The sequence below is a fragment of the Mesorhizobium album genome, from assembly GCF_033977205.1.
Lineage (GTDB): Bacteria > Pseudomonadota > Alphaproteobacteria > Rhizobiales > Rhizobiaceae > Mesorhizobium > Mesorhizobium album.
This window is the reverse complement of the sequence record NZ_JAVIIW010000071.1, coordinates 1-21,417: the sequence shown is the minus strand read 5'-3', so window position 1 is coordinate 21,417 and position 21,417 is coordinate 1. Positions and strand designations below refer to the sequence as shown.

The 21,417-nt window shown below is 61.7% G+C and carries 19 protein-coding genes and 3 pseudogenes; 12 read left to right on the top strand and 10 right to left on the bottom strand.

Annotated elements, in window-relative coordinates:
- Nucleotides 1–134 precede the first annotated feature (134 nt).
- Nucleotides 135–434: pseudogene (locus tag RFN28_RS32790) on the bottom strand (NIPSNAP family protein).
- A 7-nt stretch (nt 435–441) separates the two neighbouring features.
- Nucleotides 442–629 (bottom strand): annotated as a pseudogene (locus RFN28_RS32785) (NAD-binding protein); the annotation flags it as partial.
- Nucleotides 630–648: 19 nt separating this feature from the next.
- Between RFN28_RS32785 and RFN28_RS32780 the strand changes: the two are divergent.
- Nucleotides 649–1,161 (top strand): FCD domain-containing protein, encoded by a 513-nt coding sequence (locus RFN28_RS32780; RefSeq protein ID WP_320291304.1) that lies wholly within the window; start codon nt 649–651, stop codon nt 1,159–1,161.
- A gap of 490 nt (nt 1,162–1,651) precedes the next feature.
- Here the strand turns inward: RFN28_RS32780 and chrA are convergent, their stop codons facing one another.
- The gene (chrA, locus tag RFN28_RS32775; protein ID WP_320291303.1) at nt 1,652–3,067 is read right to left on the bottom strand and encodes a chromate efflux transporter; all 1,416 of its coding nucleotides are present in this window, start codon (nt 3,065–3,067) and stop codon (nt 1,652–1,654) included.
- A gap of 16 nt (nt 3,068–3,083) precedes the next feature.
- Complete coding sequence (locus RFN28_RS32770) at nt 3,084–4,064, bottom strand: chromate resistance protein ChrB domain-containing protein (RefSeq protein ID WP_320291302.1); 981 nt, start codon at nt 4,062–4,064, stop codon at nt 3,084–3,086.
- Between the two features lie 111 nt (nt 4,065–4,175).
- On the opposite strand from RFN28_RS32770, the pseudogene RFN28_RS32765 reads away from it, so the two are divergent.
- A pseudogene (locus RFN28_RS32765) lies at nt 4,176–5,380 on the top strand (MFS transporter).
- Between the two features lie 21 nt (nt 5,381–5,401).
- Here RFN28_RS32765 and RFN28_RS32760 read toward each other — a convergent pair.
- A complete protein-coding gene (locus tag RFN28_RS32760) occupies nt 5,402–6,709 on the bottom strand; it encodes a cytochrome b (RefSeq protein WP_320291301.1) in 1,308 nt (435 codons plus the stop codon).
- Between the two features lie 311 nt (nt 6,710–7,020).
- Here RFN28_RS32760 and RFN28_RS32755 point away from each other — a divergent pair, with 311 nt between their 5' ends.
- The 5 genes from RFN28_RS32755 (at nt 7,021) to RFN28_RS32735 (ending at nt 11,861) form a co-directional block, all read left to right on the top strand.
- Nucleotides 7,021–7,488 carry a chromate resistance protein ChrB domain-containing protein gene (locus tag RFN28_RS32755; RefSeq protein WP_320291300.1) on the top strand — a complete coding sequence of 156 codons (468 nt, stop codon included), beginning with the start codon at nt 7,021–7,023 and terminating at the stop codon, nt 7,486–7,488.
- A gap of 99 nt (nt 7,489–7,587) precedes the next feature.
- Nucleotides 7,588–8,478, top strand: a complete 891-nt coding sequence (locus RFN28_RS32750) for a DUF1259 domain-containing protein (protein ID WP_320291299.1) — start codon at nt 7,588–7,590, stop codon at nt 8,476–8,478.
- A 75-nt stretch (nt 8,479–8,553) separates the two neighbouring features.
- Complete coding sequence (locus tag RFN28_RS32745; protein ID WP_320291298.1) at nt 8,554–9,150, top strand: superoxide dismutase; 597 nt, start codon at nt 8,554–8,556, stop codon at nt 9,148–9,150.
- 16 nt (nt 9,151–9,166) lie between these two features.
- A complete protein-coding gene (locus tag RFN28_RS32740) occupies nt 9,167–10,156 on the top strand; it encodes a hypothetical protein (protein WP_320291297.1) in 990 nt (329 codons plus the stop codon).
- Nucleotides 10,157–10,562: 406 nt separating this feature from the next.
- Nucleotides 10,563–11,861, top strand: a complete 1,299-nt coding sequence (locus RFN28_RS32735) for an APC family permease (protein WP_320291296.1) — start codon at nt 10,563–10,565, stop codon at nt 11,859–11,861.
- 338 nt (nt 11,862–12,199) lie between these two features.
- Here the strand turns inward: RFN28_RS32735 and RFN28_RS32730 are convergent, their stop codons facing one another.
- Complete coding sequence (locus RFN28_RS32730; RefSeq protein WP_320291295.1) at nt 12,200–12,934, bottom strand: LysR family transcriptional regulator; 735 nt, start codon at nt 12,932–12,934, stop codon at nt 12,200–12,202.
- Nucleotides 12,935–13,046: 112 nt separating this feature from the next.
- On the opposite strand from RFN28_RS32730, the gene RFN28_RS32725 reads away from it, so the two are divergent.
- From RFN28_RS32725 to RFN28_RS32710, 5 genes are all read left to right on the top strand, one after another.
- Nucleotides 13,047–14,003, top strand: coding sequence for a quinone oxidoreductase family protein (locus RFN28_RS32725; RefSeq protein ID WP_320291294.1), 957 nt, complete (start codon nt 13,047–13,049; stop codon nt 14,001–14,003).
- Between the two features lie 410 nt (nt 14,004–14,413).
- On the top strand, nt 14,414–14,839 hold the full coding sequence (locus tag RFN28_RS32720; RefSeq protein WP_320291293.1) for a hypothetical protein: 426 nt from the start codon (nt 14,414–14,416) through the stop codon (nt 14,837–14,839).
- Between the two features lie 74 nt (nt 14,840–14,913).
- Complete coding sequence (locus RFN28_RS34975) at nt 14,914–15,468, top strand: DUF4142 domain-containing protein (protein WP_430679416.1); 555 nt, start codon at nt 14,914–14,916, stop codon at nt 15,466–15,468.
- A 729-nt stretch (nt 15,469–16,197) separates the two neighbouring features.
- Complete coding sequence (gene gloA2 / locus RFN28_RS32715) at nt 16,198–16,581, top strand: SMU1112c/YaeR family gloxylase I-like metalloprotein (protein ID WP_320291292.1); 384 nt, start codon at nt 16,198–16,200, stop codon at nt 16,579–16,581.
- A 100-nt stretch (nt 16,582–16,681) separates the two neighbouring features.
- The gene (locus RFN28_RS32710; RefSeq protein WP_320291291.1) at nt 16,682–17,404 is read left to right on the top strand and encodes a DUF899 family protein; all 723 of its coding nucleotides are present in this window, start codon (nt 16,682–16,684) and stop codon (nt 17,402–17,404) included.
- A gap of 317 nt (nt 17,405–17,721) precedes the next feature.
- Here RFN28_RS32710 and RFN28_RS32705 read toward each other — a convergent pair whose 3' ends face one another.
- The 4 genes from RFN28_RS32705 to RFN28_RS32690 all read right to left on the bottom strand — a co-directional run.
- Nucleotides 17,722–18,717, bottom strand: a complete 996-nt coding sequence (locus tag RFN28_RS32705) for a hypothetical protein (RefSeq protein WP_320291290.1) — start codon at nt 18,715–18,717, stop codon at nt 17,722–17,724.
- Between the two features lie 16 nt (nt 18,718–18,733).
- Nucleotides 18,734–19,330, bottom strand: a complete 597-nt coding sequence (locus tag RFN28_RS32700) for a superoxide dismutase (RefSeq protein WP_320291289.1) — start codon at nt 19,328–19,330, stop codon at nt 18,734–18,736.
- A gap of 782 nt (nt 19,331–20,112) precedes the next feature.
- Nucleotides 20,113–20,595, bottom strand: coding sequence for a plastocyanin/azurin family copper-binding protein (locus RFN28_RS32695; protein ID WP_320291288.1), 483 nt, complete (start codon nt 20,593–20,595; stop codon nt 20,113–20,115).
- Nucleotides 20,596–21,218: 623 nt separating this feature from the next.
- Nucleotides 21,219–21,417: glucoamylase family protein (locus tag RFN28_RS32690; RefSeq protein WP_320291287.1), on the bottom strand; the 199-nt coding region annotated here is incomplete at its 5' end.

The window sequence follows — 21,417 nt, the reverse complement described above, 5'->3', positions numbered from 1 at the left end:
CGCGCGCGTAGTTCTGCACGCCGGCGTCGCCGCGATTGCCGCGGCCGTAGGCCGACCAGCCGAGATAATAGGCGAGATAGAGATTGTAGGTGTCGTTGCGGGCGACGCCGAGGTATCAGGCTTGGCCGATATGGTTAGCCTCCGGCCAGCGGGAATTCGTTTGCGATGGTCACGTGGTGGTGGATGCGGCCTTCGAACCAATACCGCCTCGGTCGCGGTCCGCGATTCGGCGCGGGCCGGGCTCGCGAGGGCTGCTTCGACCGCCGCCATGTCGCGATAGTTGATTGACAGGATCATCGGGAACTCCGGCGCGCCGTCATCGCGCTTCTCGGCGAAGCTGACGCGAACGTCGAGCGCGCCGGGGAACGCTTCCACTTCGGCAGGATGGTCTTGATCACGTCCTCGCGGAAGGCGTCGGCCTGGCCGTCCTTCACCTTACCTTAAATCCTTCACCATGTTGTCGATGCGGCCGGTGCGCCGGTAGTCGCGGGTGGTGAAACGCGGCAGATATTCCTGCAGGATCGCGCTGTCGGCGCGGCCGCCCTTCAGCGCCTGCGGGATCTTGAGCGCGCGTCCACGCCCGCGTCGAGCGCCAACCGGGTCGCTTCCGCCACGGCCATAAAGTTCAAGGGAGCATCCGTCAGCGCGGTGGACGCCGACAGCGTCATCGAAGTCTACAACATCCGGATGGCGCCGGGAAAAATTGCGCTGGATCATCTGCTCGCGGAGCCGGGCCGCCTGGCCACGGCCGACCTCAGGCGGTTGGAGAAACTCGCTGAGAATGCCGTCAAGTTCGCAAAGCTCGATAGCCAGGCCGAGACCATTCGCAACGATCTTGAGTTCCAGCAGGCGATCATCGACGCCACGGGACTGCAGCGGACCATGCGCTACTTTTCTGAGCTGACGGCCGACGTCAGGCGATTCAATCAGTTGGGAGTCGTCTACACGGATCGAAAGGGCGATGCCCAGAGGTATGTGGTCAAGCTTTTCGAGAGCCTGCGGGACGGGGATCTCTCTACCGCGCATGATATCTGGCATGCCAAGTTCGCGAAGGCTCTCGAGCGTTACCTTTCGTTGATCGCGGACAATGAATCAGATGGCGCGAGCCGCACTGGTGTCGGGGTGCAGGCCGGTCGTCAGAGAGCCTCAGGCCGGAAATAAGCCACCTGTCCAAATGAGGCGAGCGGGTCCTGGCGCCCGCCCGCTATCTGGCGCCTGAGAGGGTCGCCGCCATTTCGGTCGAGGCACCACCTTCATCAAGTGCCCTGCTGACCGGCTTCTTCATTGTGTGGGCAATTCGAGGCGAGCGACGTTGCGCCAGCGCTTTGGCGTTGGCGGTCGCCCGGCTGCCTTCGGGGCATGCTTGATCGTCACCACGTCACCTTCAGGTCGACCGGGCATCCAACACGATCCTGTCGGTGGCCCCGTCTTGCCGAGCATCACCATACCGACCAGCAGCGGTGGACAGGATGCTCACGCCAGCGCTACGGCTCGCATCCGCGGGCATGCTCACGGTCCTGAATCTAGGTCATTAAGGTGCCCGGGGAAGACCTTCACAGCGGCGCTGCCCTGCGATAGCGCTTGACCTTCAAGCTCTGGGCTGTCCGCTCCCATCTGCAACACTCGAAAGCCTCGCCCGATGTCGCGCAGCCTAGATCGGCCCGCCGAAGACCCCATACACCACCCCCAAAATGGAACACCCCGCAAGGACCGGGATCATGCCGACCTTGAAGCGGAAGACTGCGATCATCGCACCAAGCGTCAGGATCAGGGAGGCGATTTTCACGGAGCTCAACACAGGGGCGTCCACAGTAACGCCAAAGCCATGAATCTCGTGGAGCTGAGCGAACAGCACGTGCAACGCGAACCAGACTGCCAAGTTGAGAACGACGCCGACAATTGCAGCAGTAATCGCTGACAATGCCGCCGACAGCGCCTTGTTGCTCCTGAGACTCTCGATGAACGGCGCGCCGAGAAAGATCCACAGGAAGCAGGGGACAAAGGTCACCCAGGTCGTCAGCAATCCGCCCAGCGTGCCGGCGAGCAAAGGACTCAGCGAACCCGGAGCGCGATACGCCCCCATGAAGCCGACGAACTGCGTGACCATGATAAGCGGGCCGGGCGTCGTCTCCGCCATGCCCAGCCCGTCCAGCATCTCGCCTGGTTTCAGCCAGCCATAATGGTCGACGGCTTGCTGCGCCACATAAGCCAAAACCGCATACGCGCCGCCGAAGGATACAGCAGCCGTCTTGGAGAAGAAGAAGCCTATATCCGTAAAGACATTTCCCTGCCCGAACATGGCCCACAACGCGAGGGTGGGAGCGAGCCAAAGCAGCAAGAAGATACCCGCAACCTTAAGGGACCAGCCAATCGCTGGACGCGCGTGGGCGGGGGTCTCCTCCCCAAGCGCTGTATCGGCATCGGCGACTTGCTTGCCGCCAACCTTGGCATGGTTACCGCCTGAGGCAAACGCGGCCCAGCCGGCTCGATTGCCGACAAAGCCTATGACGGCGGCTGCAAGAACAACCAGCGGAAACGGAATATGAAAGAACGCCAGCGCGACAAAGGCCGCGGCGGCCAGTCCCCTCAAGACATTGTTCTTCAAGGCGCGCCGACCAATCCTGAGCACGGCCTCGATCACGATTGCCAGGACTGCGGCCTTCAGCCCGAAGAACAGCGACTGGACCGCCCCGACATTGCCGAAAATTGCATAGACCCAGCTGAGGGCCATGATGGCGACAGCACCGGGAAGCACAAACAGAATGCCCGCAACCAACCCGCCCTTGGTCTTGTGCAGAAGCCAGCCGATGTAGATGGCGAGCTGCTGTGCTTCCGGACCTGGAAGGAGGTGGCAATAGTTCAGGGCCTGGAGGAAGCGGTTTTCTCCGATCCAGCGCTTTTCCTCCACGATGATCCTGTGCATGACCGCGATCTGGCCGACAGGGCCGCCGAAGCTCAAGGCTGCGACACGTGCCCAGACGCGGACGGCATCGCCGAAGGAAATCCCGTGTGCGGGCACATCGGCAGACTGGGCTGTGGCGACATTCAAGCGTTTGATCTCGTTCATTGCCTGCTCCTGCCGGTTAGCCGCGCTTGGTGCTGAAATACTGATAGAGGTTGTCGAATACCGCCGCGCCCTGGGCGATACGCTGGTCGTCCCGCTCGTTAGCCGCGCAGATTCCCGCCACGAGGCTGGCGATGCCCGTCGTCTCCTCGCGACCGAACTTCGAATCTTTCAGGTCTATGTCATGGACGATCTCGGAGATGGCCTCGAGCGCCGGATCGGCCAGGCCCGCGCGGGCCAGCAGTACCTCGAAGCTGCAGCGGTCTCCTTCGTGAGTGATCTCCCCCTCGAACATATCGAAGCGCAGTTCCCCCGCTTTCGGGACGTAGCTCTTTCCCGGCACGAAGCGGATGATGGCGTCGGGATCGATGAAACGGCGGATCAGCCAGCTGCAGGCGATGCGATCGACATGCACGCCCTTTCGCGTGACCCAGGTCCTCCCCTTGAGATCAAGCGCCCGCGGCGGTGGTTCCGGCTGTTGCCTGGTCATGTCAGTGTCCTCCGCGAGCCTGCGCTCCAGCTCCGCGAGCAGGCCCTCTGCCGAAAGGCGGCCCGTCGCTCCGAAGAAGTCGATCGTCGCGACATCGGCAAGCCGCTTGCGTAGGCGCGCAGCCTGCGTGCGGAGCTCGGCCCTGTCCTCGGCTGGCGCGGCCGCCTCAAGCCGCGTTGACAGGGCTTTCGCTTCCGCAATGATTTCCCCGTAGTCCTCGTCGCGAGCGGCATCGAACAAAGCGCGCGCCTGGTCGTCCGAGAACCCGTCGATCAGCCGCGCCTCGCATACCATGGCTTCGCCGCCGCCCTCGACGATCTCCTTCAGGAGCCATTCGAAATCCTCCTGAGTCTCGGCGTTCGCGGGCAGCGCGTAGACCGTGCTCTTGACCGCGACCGCGCCGATGCCCTGCAGCCGCCGCCAGACCTTCACCCGGAAGTAGGCTGGCTTGCTCGGCAGTTGGTGGATCAGCAGCAGCCAGCGCTGGTCTGCGGGTTTCTCGTCATCCATATAGACACCGTATCATGGAAAGCTTGAATAGCAACACTTGTATCATCTGCCATTCGAGCGTAGCGTCTGCCCCGGTGACGTACCCAGGCGAGGACGTTGCGGCCACGCTTCATGGCTAAAGCCCCTCCGAAGCCCAAAGGTAGCTGTTTTGGTTCAGCCGATCGATGTCAACAAGCTCCCTCAGGCGGAGGAAGGGGTGGCGCCGCGAACATCTACGCGGCACGGGCGCTTCGGGATTTTGGCGACGGATTTGCGGCGGTGCTCCTGCCCGCCTACCTGGCGGCGATCGGGCTTGGACCACTGGAGATCGGCGTTGTCGCAACCGCCGCGCTTCTGGGTTCGGCTTTGTTGACACTGGGCATCGGATACCTGGCCGCAGGGAAAGATCGGCGCGTCCTGCTTGTAGCCGCGTCCGGCCTGATGATCGCAACCGGACTCGCCTTTGCCCAATCAAGCACCTACGCGTTCGTTCTGCTCGTGGCCTTCCTCGGCACCATCAATCCCTCGTCCGGCAGCGTCAGCATCTTCGTTCCCCTAGAGCACGCTGTCCTGTCGCGCCTCGTCGCGGACAGGGACCGCACGAAGGCATTCGCGCGCTACAGCCTGTTGGGCGCGCTGTCGGCCGCGGTTGGCGCGCTTGCTGCGACCAGCCCCGATTTCCTGGTGGCTTTCGCCGTCTCGCGCCTGGTGGCGCTCAGGGCGGTGTTCGTCCTGTACGCTGTTCTTGGGGTAGCCGGCGGACTGGTATACGCGCGCATTCCAGCTGGCCCGCGAGCCTCTTCCCAGGACAGGCCCGCCGCGGCGCTTGGGCCGTCGCGCGGCATTGTCTACAGGCTAGCGGCCTTGTTCAGCATCGACGCGTTCGCAGGCGGCTTCGCCGTGCAGTCGCTCATCGCCCTGTGGCTGTTCAGCAAGTTCGGCCTTTCGCTGTCGACTGCCGGGGTGTTCTTCTTCTGGTCGGGCGTCTTGTCGGCGGTGTCGTTTCCGGTCGCCGCGTGGCTGTCGAGCCGCATCGGGCAGGTGAACACCATGGTGTTCACGCACATCTCGTTCGCGCGGCGCTGTCCCAGATGGACGTGCCGACGCGCTCCTCCTATGTGATGGCGGTGGTCACGCCACCGGAGCGGCCCGCGGCGGCGAGCGTCACGTCGGTGCCACGAAGCCTTGCCGCCGCCGCGAGCCCGGCCATCGCCGGCGCGCTGTTTGCCTCGGGGTTCGAGGCTTGGCCTCTCGTGATCTGCGGCGTGCTGAAGATCCTCTACGACCTGGCCTTGCTTTCGGCTTTCCGCCACATCAAGCCGCCAGAAGAGCGATGAGGGCACGGGCTGGTATCTTGTTCAGCTTTTGGCCTTGGGCGCGGCAGTCGCACCCGCGGGAGGCCCTCCGGCTCCCTTGTGCTTCTTCTCCAGCACCGCCTCGGTGATCGAGTTCGGCACGCGCCGCGGCGTCTCGATCATGCCGAGCACCGGCATGATCACCAGGAAGAAGGCGAAGTAGAACAGCGTTCCCATCTGCGCCATGAAGACGTAGGCACCCTCGGCGGGCTGCGAGCCCAGCCAGCCAAGCAGGATTGCGTCGGCCACGAACAGCCAGAAGAACAGCTTGTACCAGGGCCTGTAGATCGCCGAGCGCACCTTCGATGTGTCGAGCCACGGAACCAGGAACAGCATGGCGATGGCGCCGAACATGCACAGCACGCCGCCGAGCTTGGAGTTGATCGGCCCGATGTTGAAGGTGATGGCGCGCAGGATCGCGTAGTAAGGCAGGAAGTACCATTCCGGAACGATGTGGGCCGGCGTCTTCAGCGGGTTGGCCTCGGTGTAGTTGTCCGGAGCCATGAGGTAGTTCGGGATATAGAAGATGAAATAGGCGAAGACGAACAGGAACACGATCATGCCGAACGCGTCCTTGATGGTGGCGTAGGGCGTGAAAGCGACCGTGTCGGTCTTCGACTTGACCTCGATGCCGGTCGGGTTCGACTGGCCGGTGACATGCAGCGCCCAAATGTGCAGCACGACGACGCCGGCGATCATGAACGGCAGAAGGTAGTGGAGTGAAAAGAAGCGGTTCAGCGTCGGGTTGTCGACGGCAAAACCGCCGAGCAGGAGCTGTTGGATCCAGTTGCCGACCAGCGGAATGGCGCTGAAGAAGCTGGTGATGACGGTCGCTCCCCAGAAGCTCATCTGGCCCCAAGGCAGCACGTAGCCCATGAAGGCGGTAGCCATCATCAGGAGATAGATGATGCAGCCGAGGATCCACAGCAGCTCGCGCGGCGCCTTGTAGGAGCCGTAATAGAGCCCGCGGAAGATGTGGATGTAGACGGCGATGAAGAAGAACGAGGCGCCGCTGGCGTGCATGTAGCGCAGCAGCCATCCCGAATTCACGTCGCGCATGATCGTCTCGACCGAATTGAAGGCGAGATTGGTGTCGGACGTGTAATGCATGGCCAGCACGATGCCGGTCAGGATCTGCGAGGCCAGCATGATCGACAGGATGCCGCCGAACGTCCACATGTAGTTGAGGTTGCGCGGCACCGGGTAGGCGACGAAGCTGTCATAGACCAGCCTGGGCAACGGCATACGGGAGTCGAACCAGCGTCCGATCCCGGTCTTGGGCTTATACGTCGAGTGCTGAGAGCCGCTCATTTTCCGAAACTCCTCAACGGATGTCGGAGGTGACACGCAGTTCTGCCAAGCGCCCGTGCAGAAAGTGTATCATCCCGAAAAATCGAATTGCAACACTTGTATCACCAACTGGTTGGGTGTAGCGTCCGCCATAGCATGTCTGGGGAGGACGCCGTGCACCCGGATCATGCCGTTGCCCTTCAAGCCGCCCCGTCTCGATGGCCTCGCCGACCGACTGGTAGCCAGCGTTTGCACGCTGGTGGGATAGCCGCCTAGCATGTGGTCGGAGCGCCGACCGCCCGACCTTACGCTCAACAAGGAAGGACTGCATCATGAAATGGGTCACTCGCGAACGCCCGGTCATCGACCGCATCGCCTGTCCCTGGCTGATCGCGCGTTTCATCGACAAGGAGCCTGAATTCCTGTTCGTTCCGCCGGATCAGGTCACCAAGGTCGCAAAGGAGACAGGCGCCATTCCTTACGACGTGCCGGGGGTGGAATACACGCACGTAGATGACGGCTGCAGCTTCGATACGTTTGTCGAGAAGCACGAGCTTGATCGCGATCCGGCAATCGTGACCATCGCCGCCATCGTCCGGGGCGCCGACACTGACCGACATGACCTGACGCCGCAATCGGCCGGGCTGCTGGCGATCTCGATGGGCCTCCGGGACGTAACGCCAGACGACCACGAGGTACTGAGGCATGGCTTTGTCATCTACGATGCGCTCTATGCCTGGGCTTCGGGCAGGAAGGCCGAGAAGCACAGCTGGCCTCCGGCGACAAAGCCCGCGGCGTGACCGATCCGGCGCGCATCACGATCCCGCGAGCGCGGCGGAGTTTCGGAACGGCGGACGTTTTCCATTTGGGCACCTGGGGCAGACCACAGGAGCAAAACCATGCATGGAAAAATCGTAGCTGGCCTCGCGTTGGCGGCTTCCCTAGGAGTCGCCCAGCCCGTTCTGGCGGCACCTGACTGGAAGGCGGTGGCACAGGCGCTCGGCAAATCAGGCACCGAGATGCCCGGCGGCGTCTACCGGGTCGGGCTGCCCCGTTCGGATCTCAAAGTGACCCTCGACGGCGTCGAGATAAAGCCGTCGCTCGCGCTTGGCTCCTGGGTAGCGTTCGAGGCAATGGGCGACAAAGACGCAATGGTGATGGGCGACCTGGTTCTGACCCAGACCGAGGTAAATCCCGTGATGTTGAAGCTGGTCGAGAACGGGATCGAGATCACAGCCGTTCACAATCACCTGCTGCGTTCCCAGCCCGCCACGATGTACATGCACATCGAAGGCCATGGCGATCCCGTGAAGCTGGCGACAGCCGTCAACGCCGGGCTGCGGGAAAGCCAGACGCCGCTCTCCGCGGCATCATCCGGTACGCCCTCAACATCCATCAACCTCGATACGTCCAAGGTCGACCAGATACTCGGCCACAAGGGCAAGGTGAGCGGGGGTGTCTACCAGGTCAGCGTCCCGAGGTCCGAAACGATAACGGACGCTGGCATGCAAGTGCCAGAGGCGATGGGCTCGGCCATCGCCATCAATTTCCAGCCGACGGGCAACGGGAAGGCGGCGATCACCGGGGACTTCGTGCTGGTCGCGAGCGAAGTCAATCCGGTGCTGCGCGCCCTGCGCGACAACGGCATCGAGGTGACCGCCCTTCACAGTCACATGCTGAACGAGGAGCCTCGCCTGTTCTTCATGCATTTCTGGGCCAATGACGACGTGGAGAAGCTCGCGCGTGGGCTCAGGACGGCGCTCGACAAGATTCATCTCGCGAGCGGTTGAGAGGGCCGGATCTCTGGCCGTCTCGGCCTTCGAGACCTCCGCCCTCAAGCCCGACAAGCACAGGGAGGTAGGAAAATGCCGTACAGCATCAAACCACTTGGCTGTGATCCGGCGCGGATCAAAGGCATGTCGGAACGACTTATCGTCAGCCACTACGAGAACAATTACCAGGGAGCCGTAAAGCGGCTGAACCTCATCGAAGAGCAGCTCGCGGAGACGGATTTTGGGACCGCGCCAGGCTTTCTCGTCAACGGCTTGAAGCGCGAGCAACTTGTCGCGATGAATTCGATGATCCTGCACGAGCTGTTTTTTGACGGGCTCGGCGAGCAAAGCGCGCCGGAAGCGCCTTTGCGCGATGCCTTGGAGCGCGACTTCGGCTCATACGAGCGGTGGCGGAGCGAATTCATGGCCATGGGCAAGGCGCTAGGCGGAGGGTCCGGCTGGGTGCTGCTCACATGGTCGCCGCGCGACAACAAGCTCGTCAATCAGTGGGCATCCGACCATTGCCACACCTTGGCGGCGGGCCAGCCGATACTGGCGCTCGATATGTACGAGCATTCCTATCACATTGACTTCGGCGCCAAGGCAAGCGGCTATGTCGACGCGTTCATGGAAGCCGTGCGCTGGGCGAATGCGACGGAGCTCTACGAACGCTACAGCCGGGCGAGCTGAACCGTCAGGCGATGCGATGCGCACGGCTACCGCGGCTTTCGCGCTTGCAGGGATTATCCAGGCGGCAACGGGCGTCTGCCAGGCAGCGGATGCGCCCCTTGTCCAAGTGCAAAGCATCCCGCTGGAAAACGTCCACGGCCGGATCGACCACATGGCCGTCGATATTGCCGGGAACCGCCTGTTCGTCGCCGAGCTCGGGAATGACAGCGTCGACGTCGTCGACCTCAAGTCCGGCAAGGCCATTGGCAGGATCAGCAACCTCAAGGAGCCGCAAGGAATCGCCTATCTAAGTGACGGTGACTTGATCGTCGTCGCCAATGCCGGGGACGGCTCGGTGCGATTCTTTCGGGCTGCCGACCTGGCCCCTCTTGGGACCGTTGCCTTGGGGGACGACGCCGACGATGTCCGCACATCCGGCGGCAAGGTGCTCGTGGGATACGGCAATGGTGGCTTGGCAGTGATCGACCCAACCAATCGATCCCTGACGGGCGAGATCAAACTTATTGGACATCCGGAAGGATTTGAAATCGACCAAAAGGTGAACCGTGCCTTCGTCAACGTACCTGAGGGACATCAGGTAGCGGTCCTCGATCTTCGATCCGGCAAACTGGTCTCGACCTGGAAATTGGCCGGCCTTGGCGGGAATTTTCCCATGGCGCTAGCTGGCTTGGGCGGGCCCGTCGCCGTTGTTTTCCGCAGCCCGCCGAAACTGGTGTTGCTCGATCCCATAACGGGTTCGGCGGAGCAGAGCGTCGATACCTGTGGCGACGCCGACGACGTCTTTTTCGACGGCAAACGGGAGCGTTTCTACGTGAGCTGCGGTGACGGCGCGGTCGATGTCATTGAGCGCGGCGCGGATGGGCTACGAGCAATCGGTCGCGTTCGAACGTCCAGCGGAGCAAGAACATCCCTCTTTGTACCTGAACTGGGCAGGCTCTTTGTCGCGACGCGTGCCGGATGGTTCGAACCGCAGGCTGCTATTCTCGTCCTTCGCCCCTCCTCGTGAAAGGAAGGCCACAGTTGAATTCCACGGCCGTGAATTTCATCGACTGCGAACCTAGCACCGCCGCCAGTCCACATTGGGGACTGCTCAGCGCCAAGATCACGATATCGCCGCTGTCGGTGTCTTCTCCACGCATCTTGGCGACCTAGATTCATCACGAGCGAGGACGCCCATGGGTTCGAACAATGGCGCGGGTTGCTTATCCATGCAGGTGCATTCTGCCCGCCGCGCGTGCGGTCGACCCTGGCAATGCTTCACAAGGACAAGGTCATCGTCAGGATCGTGCTGGATGCCCAGTCTGGCCGTCTCGCGATGAAACTAAGGCTTGCGACGCATCATTCAGAAACAGCGAAGGACCGCAAATTCCTCAGCGCTGGCAGAACGTCGCTCCCTTCGAATTGTCCACACAATGAAGAAGCCGGTTGGTAGGGTACTTGATAAGGATGGTGCGGGACCACAAAACACATCTGCGCGCCAGATAGGTCGCATTGCGGCAACGCTGCTCACCGCAGCGATGATCATCGGCACCGGAATCTTTGGAGCATTGGGCGCAACTGCCGCCCACGCCGGCAGTACACTTCTCATTGCAATGATTCCGGGCGCCCTGGTGGCATGGAGCACTGGGGTCAGCGGCGCGCAGCTCGGGGTGAACTTCCCGAAGGCCGGCGGGGCTTTTGTCTGGGCGCGCGCATTCCGCTATGATTCACTCGCCTTCATCGCGGGCTGTTGTTACCTCGGGCAGGGTATCGTTGGCACAAGCGTGGTCGCGTTGGCCTTCGCCTACTATTCGGCGCAGGCCGTTCCCGGTCTTCCCATCCACATCAGCGCAGCAGCGATTGTCCTGGTCGCCGTGGCCCTCAACTCCTTCGGCATATCCTTCACGAGCAGGGTGGTGATTGGCCTGATGGCGCTGATTGTCGCGCTGCTATTTGTCTTCGTCGGCTTTTCGCTGCCGCATGTCGAGGTGTCAAACCTTTCGCCAAGATTCGAGACGGGACCACTCGAGTTCATGGGGGGCGCGGCAATCTTCTTCTGGGCCTGGGATGGCTTCATGCGCACGGCGATCATGGCTGGCGAGATGAGGGATCCGCGACGGACAATTCCATTCTCGATCGCCGGCGGTATCGCGATTGCCGCGATTGTCTTCTATGCCGTCGCAGCAGTCACCTTGGGCGTACTCGGCGGCGCGGAGCTGGGCAAGGACGACGTGCCGTTGTTCAAGGCTGCTACGCGCGCCGTTGGCAGTTGGGGCGGATGGGTCATCCTGGCCGCCGCTTGGCTCGCATCGATCAATGAGCTGATCAGCGACCTGCTCAGCGCTTCACGGGTGGGGCTGGCCATGGGCGAAGCGCATGAAATGCCTCATTGGCTCGGCGAGCAGCATCCGCGTTTCAACGTTCCTCGACACGCCGTGCTGGCAATCGGCGCTGTGACGTTCGTTTTGGTGCTGTTCTTCGACTTGCGGCAGATCCTGCCGCTCGCGAGTTTCTATCTTTTGGTCTGGTTTGCGATCACCCACTTTGCTGCGCTGCAGCTTTCCCGCGAACAACGCCTGACCTCGCCATTCTTTTCCTGGTTCGGGCTTTTTGGCTGCCTTGTCCTGGTTTTCTTCATCCCACCGATGTTGCTCGCGATCGGAGCAGCATCGCTCAGTGCGTTGTTCGGCATACGCTGGATAATCCGGCGCCGCGCTGCTCAGTCCGGTTGATCCGGCCAGCTGCCACGCTGTCGCGTGGCCGGCGATCACCGGCCCCACGGAGGTATCGGCACTTGGTAGTGGCTCAATTTGAAATTTAAGCTCGGCACCGCTTGGATATGGCCCTCAACAGGTCTGTTTCAACCGTGGTCCCGTCATCGAAGACGCTAAGGACTTCCGCAGCCAATAGCTCTGGCTGTGTGCTGTCTTTTTTGGCTAGACGGCGTTCATCGCACAAACGATTAAACACCCGCTGGAGCAAGTCCAGTTCAGCGGGTCCGTAAAGCGCGCGAGCCCGCCCACGAACTCTGCCAAATCACCGCAGACACTGGGTGATGGCTGCGAGATGGTCAATGACGACACGAATGCGGGCGGAACGGCCGATGTCGGGATGATAGATGAGCCACATTTCGCGCGTGGCTTCCTCGCTCTGCCGAAATCAACGACACCAGATCGTTGGCAAGCATTGCAATCGGGCGCCCTTGCGCGATTTTGCGCAGCCAGCGCTGCTGCGGCGAGGCTTCAAGCGCTTCATCATAGGCGAGGAAGACCCGATCCTCCTCAACGACCTCGTCCAGATAGCTGCACGCACCATAGATTCCATAACGCAGACGCCCCAAATTTCGTGTCTTTAGGGCCCCGTCCGTTGGCCGTGAGAGCCGCAACGCAATGTCGGCCTCGTGCCGGACCAGGCTTGCGGCGGCGGTGGCACCGACCACGTCGAGCACAAGACCTGGATGATCCCTCCGCAAGGCGGCAAGCCGCGGGACCAGCCAGAGGCTAGCGAAGGCAGGCGGTGCGCTGATCCTCACCCGGCCTTCGATCGCTGCATCGCCGCCTTCAAGGCGCTGAATTGAGAAAACGGCCTCTTCGAGCACGCCCACCCGCTCGGCAATGCGCTCGCCTTCGACAGTGAGCACATAACCGCGTGGCAGGCGATCGAACAGCTTCATGTTGAGCGCCCGCTCAAGGTTGTCGATCCGCCTTGCCACTGTCGAGTGGTCGCTGCGAAGCCGGCGGGCGGTCGCCGAAAGATTGCCCTGGCGCACCAACTCGGCAAAGAAGCGAAGGTCATCCCAATCCATGTGCGAATTTTTGCACAGAACCTGCGCACGGATAAGGAATTTTCCAGCCGAGACTTCGCGCGCCTAATTGGTCACCTTACCCAGGAGATCAATGATGACCCTCAGCATTGCCATGACCGCCATCGGCGGGATCGAGGTTCTCAAGCCGGTACACGCGGACCTTCCGCCACCATCTGCGGGCGAGGTTCGGCTGCGCCAGACCGCGATCGGCGTCAACTTCGTCGACATCTACCAACGTATGGGCCTCTACCCCGTGCCTGCCATGCCCGTTGTTCTCGGCGTGGAGGGCGCCGGCGTTGTGGAAGCCGTCGGGGCCGATGTGAGAATGCTTCGCACGGGCGACCGTGTCGCTTATGCAGGCCTGCCGCTAGGCAGCTATGCGGAGGCCCGCAATTTGCCGGCGAACAGGCTGGTGCGCATTCCCGACGGCATCGACGACCATATCGCGGCGGCCGCCATGTTGCGCGGCGTGACCGCACACATGTTGCTCCATCGCGTTTGCCCGGTGCGGCCGGGTATGGTGGTCCTGGTCCATGCCGCCGCAGGCGGATTGGGATTGATTCTAACTCAATGGGCAAAGCGTCTCGGCGCAACGGTGATCGGCACGGTCGGCTCGCACGAAAAAGCCGAACTCGCGGTGAGCCAAGGTCTCGATCACGCGTTGCTTTATCGCGAAACCGATTTCGTCGCGGAGGTGAGGCGTCTGACCGGCGGCGCCGGCGTCGATGTGGCTTACGACGGCGTGGGCGGCGAAACGCTGACACGCACGCTCGATGTCATGAAGCCTTTCGGAACGATCGCGAGCGTTGGCCAGGCCAGCGGAACGCTGCCCGCGATCGCGCTTGGCGAGTTGGGGCCCCGACGGTCATTGTCGATCGCACGGCCCAGTTCCTTTGCCTATGCCAACGACCCTAAATCCTACGCTCTCGCCGCGACGGCCTTGTTCGAGGAGCTTGGACGGGGCTTGAAGATCAAGATCGGCGTCGAGCTTCCGCTCGCCGAAGCGGCCAAGGCCCAAGCGCAGCTCGAGACGGGCGCGACCGTCGGCTCGATCCTGCTGAGACCGTGAACGGGTGATCGCCCGGTCCCCGAGTCGGGGGCAATACCCTTATGGACGAGACGATCATTCCAAATCTTCGTTGCGACGTGCTGAACCGAAGGTATCGTCGTTGCAATCCGCACACCAAGGGAGAACCAATCCGCGCTCACGAGCGAGGGGTGATCGGCACTGCCTCTTGCCCTATCGCGGGCCTCAAGCGTTTTCCTCAGAGAAAGCCTTGCCGGCATGGATGGCAAGGCGACAAGAACGCAACCACGCCATCCGACCGGCAGCGACATGCCACCAGGCCGGCCGCTGTCGCGCCGCCGACATCGCAGTAGAATTCGGAACCATCCGACCCGATCGGTATTGATTTCAGCCGGCCACATGCGGGCCTGCCTACCTCGCATCAGGATAACCGGCCAGATGGGAGCCCAGTCATGAAACACCAAACGCTCGACCAATTGCAATCAGTCGCGGATGTCAATCCGCTCTCGCCGCTTAGAACAAGGACACAAAGGATAGAGAGATGGGCAGAACTGCTTGACCGGAACCCGTTCCGAAGCCTCGCCGCGCTCACCAGCACCGAGCATCTTCATATAGCCGTCCGCGAAGAAGCACGCGCGGCAGGATCACCGCTCACTGTCGCTTTTGAGGACCCGCTGCTCAGGGCTTCGGGCTTGCAGTCCGATACCTATGGCGAAGCCAAACGCTTCTTTGAGCTCTCCGATTGGCAACTGCATGAAATCGTCTGCAGCTGCCATGTCGGCGCAACCATGCCCGCCAGCTGGGCTGCCGGGCGCGTCCGCAGGATCGTCATCGGCAATGGTATTTTTGCCTGGCTGAGAAGTCGCTTCGTGCACTGACTGGATGGCTGGCTATTCGGTGGACGACTGTCGCGGCAGTCGTCGGCGGTGCACAGGTGTTAAGCCAGGAACCGATGGATGTCGACGTGAAGCTCTCTTTTGCTAGAGTTGCTGCCCATCATGGCAAGGGGGTGCTCCGCGCACTCCTTGGACTGCTTCTTGCTGCCGGAGTTTCAGAGACCACGCCCGCTTATTCCCAGAGCCGTTCTGACCGCGCCTTCCTGGAGTGGGCGATCCAAATCGAAATTCAGCAGCAGGATATGGGAAGGATTGCCCAAAGGCGGTCGCAGACCCCCGCAGTCCGAGAGCTTGGTACTTATCTCCTCGAACGACACCGTCAGGCGGAGTCCAGGCTGAGACCGGTTGCAAGCCGGTTAGGCGTTCCGCTTTCGAACGGGCTGTCGGCGACGCATCTCAGGGTCCAAAGGCGCTTTACATCGATTCCGAGCGCAGACTTCGATAGAGGATTCATCCGCCACGAAGTAGGCGACTACCGCTACTTCATAGCCCGTTTCGACGCAGCGGCTGCTTCCCGCAACCGCTCAATTCGGCAGTACGCGACCAACGAACTGACAGGCCTCAGGCAGGATCAGACCAGGATTTTGACCCTAGCACATCAGGGGTCGTGAATTTCCGCCGACATCGCAACGTAACCGGTCGCGAGCGTGGAAGCCTTCTGAAAACTCTGATGTCGGAACAGGTGTCTGATCTGTTGGCCAGGAAGTCCCGGCCACTTTATCAATAGCGACCAAAGCGTCATCAATAGCGACCAAAGCGTCGACGAACGGCAAATCCGGTCTTCACTGCTGAAATGGCGCGAACAAAGGCTCTATCTGGCTCCCGAGTGCTTTTTGTCATCAGGAGCGAGGACGAACGTGCTTGCTTCAAGTAGAAGCGGCCATCGCTCATCGTCGTGTACGAGGCTCATTGCGTCGACCAATGGGCAGGGACTTCCGGTGCGCGAGTACTGCCGCCACCCGATTGTCCGCTGTCGTTTTCGCGACGCCAATATCTGCCGGTCCGCTGTCGTCCCCAAACTGCCAGTCAGCAACGCGCCTCAACTGTCGCCATACAACGACCCGCGAGCCAATCCTGAAAGCTGCCGTACGTCTACCTTGGGCAGATGTTGTGCTCGAAAAGCCGACATGAGACTTTCCCGCGCGACAGCTCTGGCAAGATCGGCGTTGATAACTGCCTATCGCGAAGTCGCCGACATGATGATTTGCTTGCTAGCTACGCCGACATCAAGCCGACTCGGCGAGGATGAATATCCGCAGGGATAAGGCGACCCTCTCAGCGACGACAGCAACAAAGTGGTTGCCTTGGCCCCAAAGCCCAGCTTGGCTAGAGTTCGAAAGATGCTGGACGCCATTCACCACGTCGCGCTTATCTGCACCGACTACGATCGGTCGCGACGGTTCTATGTCGAGCTTCTCGGCCTGGACCTGATCCGCGAGGTCTATCGGGAAGAGCGGCAGTCTTGGAAGGCCGACCTGCGGATCGGATCCGCCCAGCTGGAATTATTCTCCTTCCCTGCCCCAGTGCCGCGGCCGTCTTATCCAGAGGCGACAGGGCTGCGGCATTTGGCATTTGCCGTGGCGAACCTCGACCCCGTAGTTGTGCGCCTGGAAGCCGCCGGCGTTGCCGTAGAGCCAATCCGGATCGACCCATATACGGATCGGCGCTTCACCTTCTTTAGCGACCCGGATGGATTGCCGTTGGAACTCTACGAAGCCCAATAAAGTAACGTCTAATAAGACAGTCTGCGTATCGCGCGCAGCGATCCAGGCGGAACCCCAAGGCGGGTGACCAGTTGAAAGGGATTGGAAAGGAGACAAGGTCATGGCCGATGGTTCCGCCCTGCAACCCGCTGCTGCGATCGCTCGCAAGAACCGCGCCCGCCAGCCGAACGAGAGCGCCGAGTACCGCAACGCGCGCGAGGCCCTGTTGATCGAGGAGATCGAACTCAACCGCCACATCGCGCGCGTCGCCGCCCAGCGTCGCGCCTTGCCGCCTGGCGGCGAGGTGAAGGGCGACTATCAGTTCATCGGCGAAGCCAGTAGCGTGGCCGGCGCCAATCCCGTCGGCTTCGAGGAGCTCTTCGGCGATAAGGACACTCTATTCGTCTACAACTGGATGTATGGCCCCAAGCGCCAGCGCCCTTGCCCCATGTGCACCGCGCTCTTGAGCTGCCTGGACGGCAACGCCGACCACCTCCGCCAGCGGATCGCCCTCGCCGTCGTCGGCCTTTCGGCCATCGAGCGGCAGATCGCCTTCAAGGTGGAGCGTGGCTGGAAGAACCTGCCTCTCTACGCCGACGTCAACGGGAATTTTAGCCGGGACTACCACGCGATCATGGACGATGGGACCGACACCGCCGCCGAAAACGTCTTCACCCGGCGCGACGGAACCATTCGGCACTTCTGGGGCGCGGAGCTGGGTTTCGAGTCAGCCGATCCGGGCAAAGACCCGACAACCGAGCCGGACCTGATGATGCTGTGGAACGTCCTGGACTGGACGCCGGGAGGTCGAGGGACAGACTGGTACCCGAAGATCACCTACTAAGCGGTCGAGATGTTTTGCCAGAGGTCTGGCGCGGCGGAAAAGGTGGATTCGGCGGAATTTGGCGCGCCGGACGAAATGAAACCGGGCACCGCTAGGTCATTCCTGTACCTATCGGTTTCTGAGCGCTTCGGAACGGGAGGTCGGCTTTGCGCCTCAATGTCAGCCGTAGGGGTCGGGTTTGCCACTGCCCGAAAGCGGACATCGTCTGCGACAACACTGGAGGTCATGGTCGCGCCATCTCAGGTGGACGAACTGCCGGCGGCTAACATGCTCGCTGTGAGGAAGCACCGCCGTGGGCTTCGCCCGCAACCTACCGTTCACGGAGACGTGCGAAATACGAGAATAGCAGCCTGCGATTCTGGCCCTCCGGCACGCGCCGCGACAAAGAGCCTGTCCAGTTCAGGCACAAAGAGAGACGTTCTGGCTCCGCTGGACGTTCGAACGCGACCGATTGCTCGCAGCCCAACCGCACGGCGCTCAATGACATCAACCGTCCCGTCGCCGCAACTCACATAGAAGCGCTGCCGTTTGCCGTCGAAAAAGACGTCGTCGGCGTCGCCACACGTATCGACGCTCTGCTCGACCGAACCCGTTGCGGGGTCGAGCAGCACCAGTTTCGGGGGACTGCGGAAAACAACGGCGAGCGGCCCGCCCGGGGCGGCGAGCGCCATGGGAAAATTCCCGCCAAGGCCGGCGAATTTCCAGGTCGAGACCAGTTTGCCGGATCGAAGATCGAGGACCGCTACCTGATGTCCCTCAGGTACGTTGACGAAGGCACGGTTCACCTTTTGGTCGATTTCAAATCCTTCCGGATGTCCAATAAGTTTGATCTCGCCCGTCAGGGATCGATTGGTTGGGTCGATCACTGCCAAGCCTCCATGGCCATATCCAACAAGCACCCTGCCGCCGGCGGTGTCGGTCCGGACATCGTCGGCATCGTCTCCCAGGGCAACGGTCCCCAGAGCGGCGAGATCGGCAGCCCGAAAAAATCGCACCGAGCCGTCCGCGGCATTGGCGACGACGATCAAGTCACCGTCACTTAGATAGGCGATTCCTTGCGGCTCCTTCAGGTTGTTGATCTTGCGAGAGGCCTTGCCGGACTTGAGGTCGACGATATCGACGCTGTCATTCCCGAGCTCGGCGACGAACAGGCGGTTCCCGGCAATATCGACGGCCATGTGGTCGATCCGGCCGCGAACGTTTTCCAGCGGGATGGTTTGCACTTGCACCAGTGGCGCATCCGCTGCCTGGCAGCCGACCGTGGCAGCCTGGACCATCCCTGCAAGCGCGAAAGCCACGGTAACCGTGCGCATTGCATTGCCTAACGATTCAGCTCGCCCGGCTGTAGCGTTCGTAGAGCGCCGTCGCATTCGCCCAGCGCACGGCCTCCCTGAACGCGTCGACATAGCCGCCGGCCTTGGCGCCGAAGTCAATGTGATAGGAATGCTCGTACATATCGAGCGCCAGCATCGGCTGGCCCGCCGCCAAGGTGTGGCAATGGTCGGATGCCCACTGATTGACGAGCTTGTTGTCGCGCGGCGACCATGTGAGCAGCACCCAGCCGGACCCTCCGCCTAGCGCCTTGCCCATGGCCATGAATTCGCTCCGCCACCGCTCGTATGAGCCGAAGTCGCGCTCCAAGGCATCGCGCAAAGGCGCTTCCGGCGCGCTTTGCTCGCCGAGCCCGTTAAAAAACAGCTCGTGCAGGATCATCGAATTCATCGCGACAAGTTGCTCGCGCTTCAGGCCGTTGACGAGAAAGCCTGGCGCGGTCCCGAAATCCATCTCCGCGAGCTGCTCTTCGATGAGGTTCAGCCGCTTTACGGCTCCCTGGTAGTTATTCTCGTAGTGGCTGACGATAAGTCGTTCCGACATGCCTTTGATCCGCGCCGGATCACAGCCAAGCGGCTTGATGCTGTACGGCATTTTCCTACCTCCCTGTGCTTGTTGGGCTTGAGGGCGGAAGCGAGGCATCGCCAGCCTCGTTGCGGGATTTTGTGGGGCCAATGAGCGGGACGAGCAGCGCGTCGCCCAGATGCGTCTGCGACACCTCTACCAGTATTTTCAGACAAAGCTTACACGGCATACCCCCGCCCATAATCCGGGAGGCAACGCGACAGTTTACCTGGAACTAGCGGATGGTGCCGTCTTGCCCTGAGTCACCGACGGCGGGGTCTTGAGTGAGGCGCCCGTCTGCGTGTCAGTCGCCGGTACGGTATGCTCGGCCCCCGACAGCGGACTACCCTGGCCCGGCACAGCGTCGGCTGTCGGAGCACTGTTGTTTACGCCGTTCTGGAACGGTTGGCTCGAGGTCGTCAAGCCGCCGGCCGCCGTGGCGGTGAAGAGGTGATCGGCTGCTGACGCGGGGCCGGCAAGCAGCGAAAGCGCTGCAAAGATCATAAGCGTTCGCATCGTGGTTTCTCCAATTGTTGAAAGGATGTTCAGCGGCCGCCCGATGCCCGACCTTGAGGTGTTCGGGAGGTTTCAGCACGGGCAAGGGGCGGCGTTTTTTGAAGGGTCATCACCCTTCATGACCTTCAACGCCCCCTTGCTCGGCTCTATTCCCGAAAATCTCGAGAGGCACAGTCTGGTAGAGGCCGAATGGCGGTCGCCAGGCTTTCGTCTGCCGCGACGAAATAGCAAATGTGGGCCTCCGCAGTCGTGAGACGACGCCCCTGGGCACGGAGCGCAAAGCCAGCCCGCGTCGCCTACTTGGTGACTTCAAACTGGGCCCACATGCCGGCGGCGAAGTGTTTCGGCTGATTGCAGATCAACAGGTACTTGCCCGGTTTCAGGGTCACGGTCAGCGTGCCCGATATACCTGCGGCGAGTTCGGGGACCTCCCCCTTCTTGTCAGCCTTGCTTTCGTCCACCTTGGCTCTGGACATAGGGAGAGGGTCCGCCGGATCCTTTAGATGCATGACGACCATCTCATGGACGGTATCCTTCGAAGTGTTGGCGACCTGGAACGTCACCGCGCCGGCTGGGGCGCTGGACCGCGACAACTTCACTCCCATCGTCGCCTTTGTTAAATCGAGGCCCGGCGCTTGGTAGGCCATGTCGGTCCTCATCACCTTGCCCGCGCCTTGGTCCCAAAGCTGGACGTTCACCACCGTTGCCGCCGACGCTGCGGTCGACAACAATCCAAGCGCCGCCGCAAATGCGACGGTGCGCATTCCAAGGAGTGCCATTGGATTTCTCCGATTTAGAGAGCGCCAGGCCCTGACGTCCCGCTACTTCAAGCGGCCCCGCGGCGAGGCTTGCTCTATCGTGGGCGTTTCGTACCCTACTCCAAGGACAACGCGTGTCCCGGGCTGGTTAGTCCCGAGATCCTCATCACATTTGACGAGGCTGGCGGCTATTGGTTGATGGACTAGAAGGAAACTTCAGACGGTCTTTGGTGATTTGAACGATGCCGCCACCGGGAACGGATGCCTCTGCCGGCGATCCGGCCGCGCAGCGTGCCATTGGCTGGACGATCGGAGCGAGCCAGGTGCGCGCCGAACACGGCTGGGGCGGCGCAAAGGCCGTTTGGCGAAACGTAAAAGAGACCCGCCTGTTCTGGAAGTGAGGGGAAGGAAGGCAAAGCGGGGCGACACCGCGCCGCCAGGCGGTCGAGCGCAGAAAAGGGGCCAGGGCGGCCCGCCTCATACGCAACACCCGCCAACATCGCTCCTGATTGACGCGCCGCGACAATCACCTGACAAGGCAATTGCGCGCGTCAATCAAAGCCGCAATCATCACATTCGCTGCGACGCCAGATTCTCATCCAGATTCTCGCGCACCTCTCTCCCAGATTGTCGCGCTACACTTCTTACAACCAACCGCCCGAAAAACCGGCCCGGTACAGTCCTGTGGCGATGGCCGGCACGCGGCGCATCAGTCGCCACAGGAAGTCCGACCGGTAATTCTCGATCATCAGGGCGATCGGCCCCTGATTGATGCCGATATGGTCCGGCGATACCCAACCGCAAGCCCGGCCACCGGCGGTGGCGATTGTCGGATTGAAACTT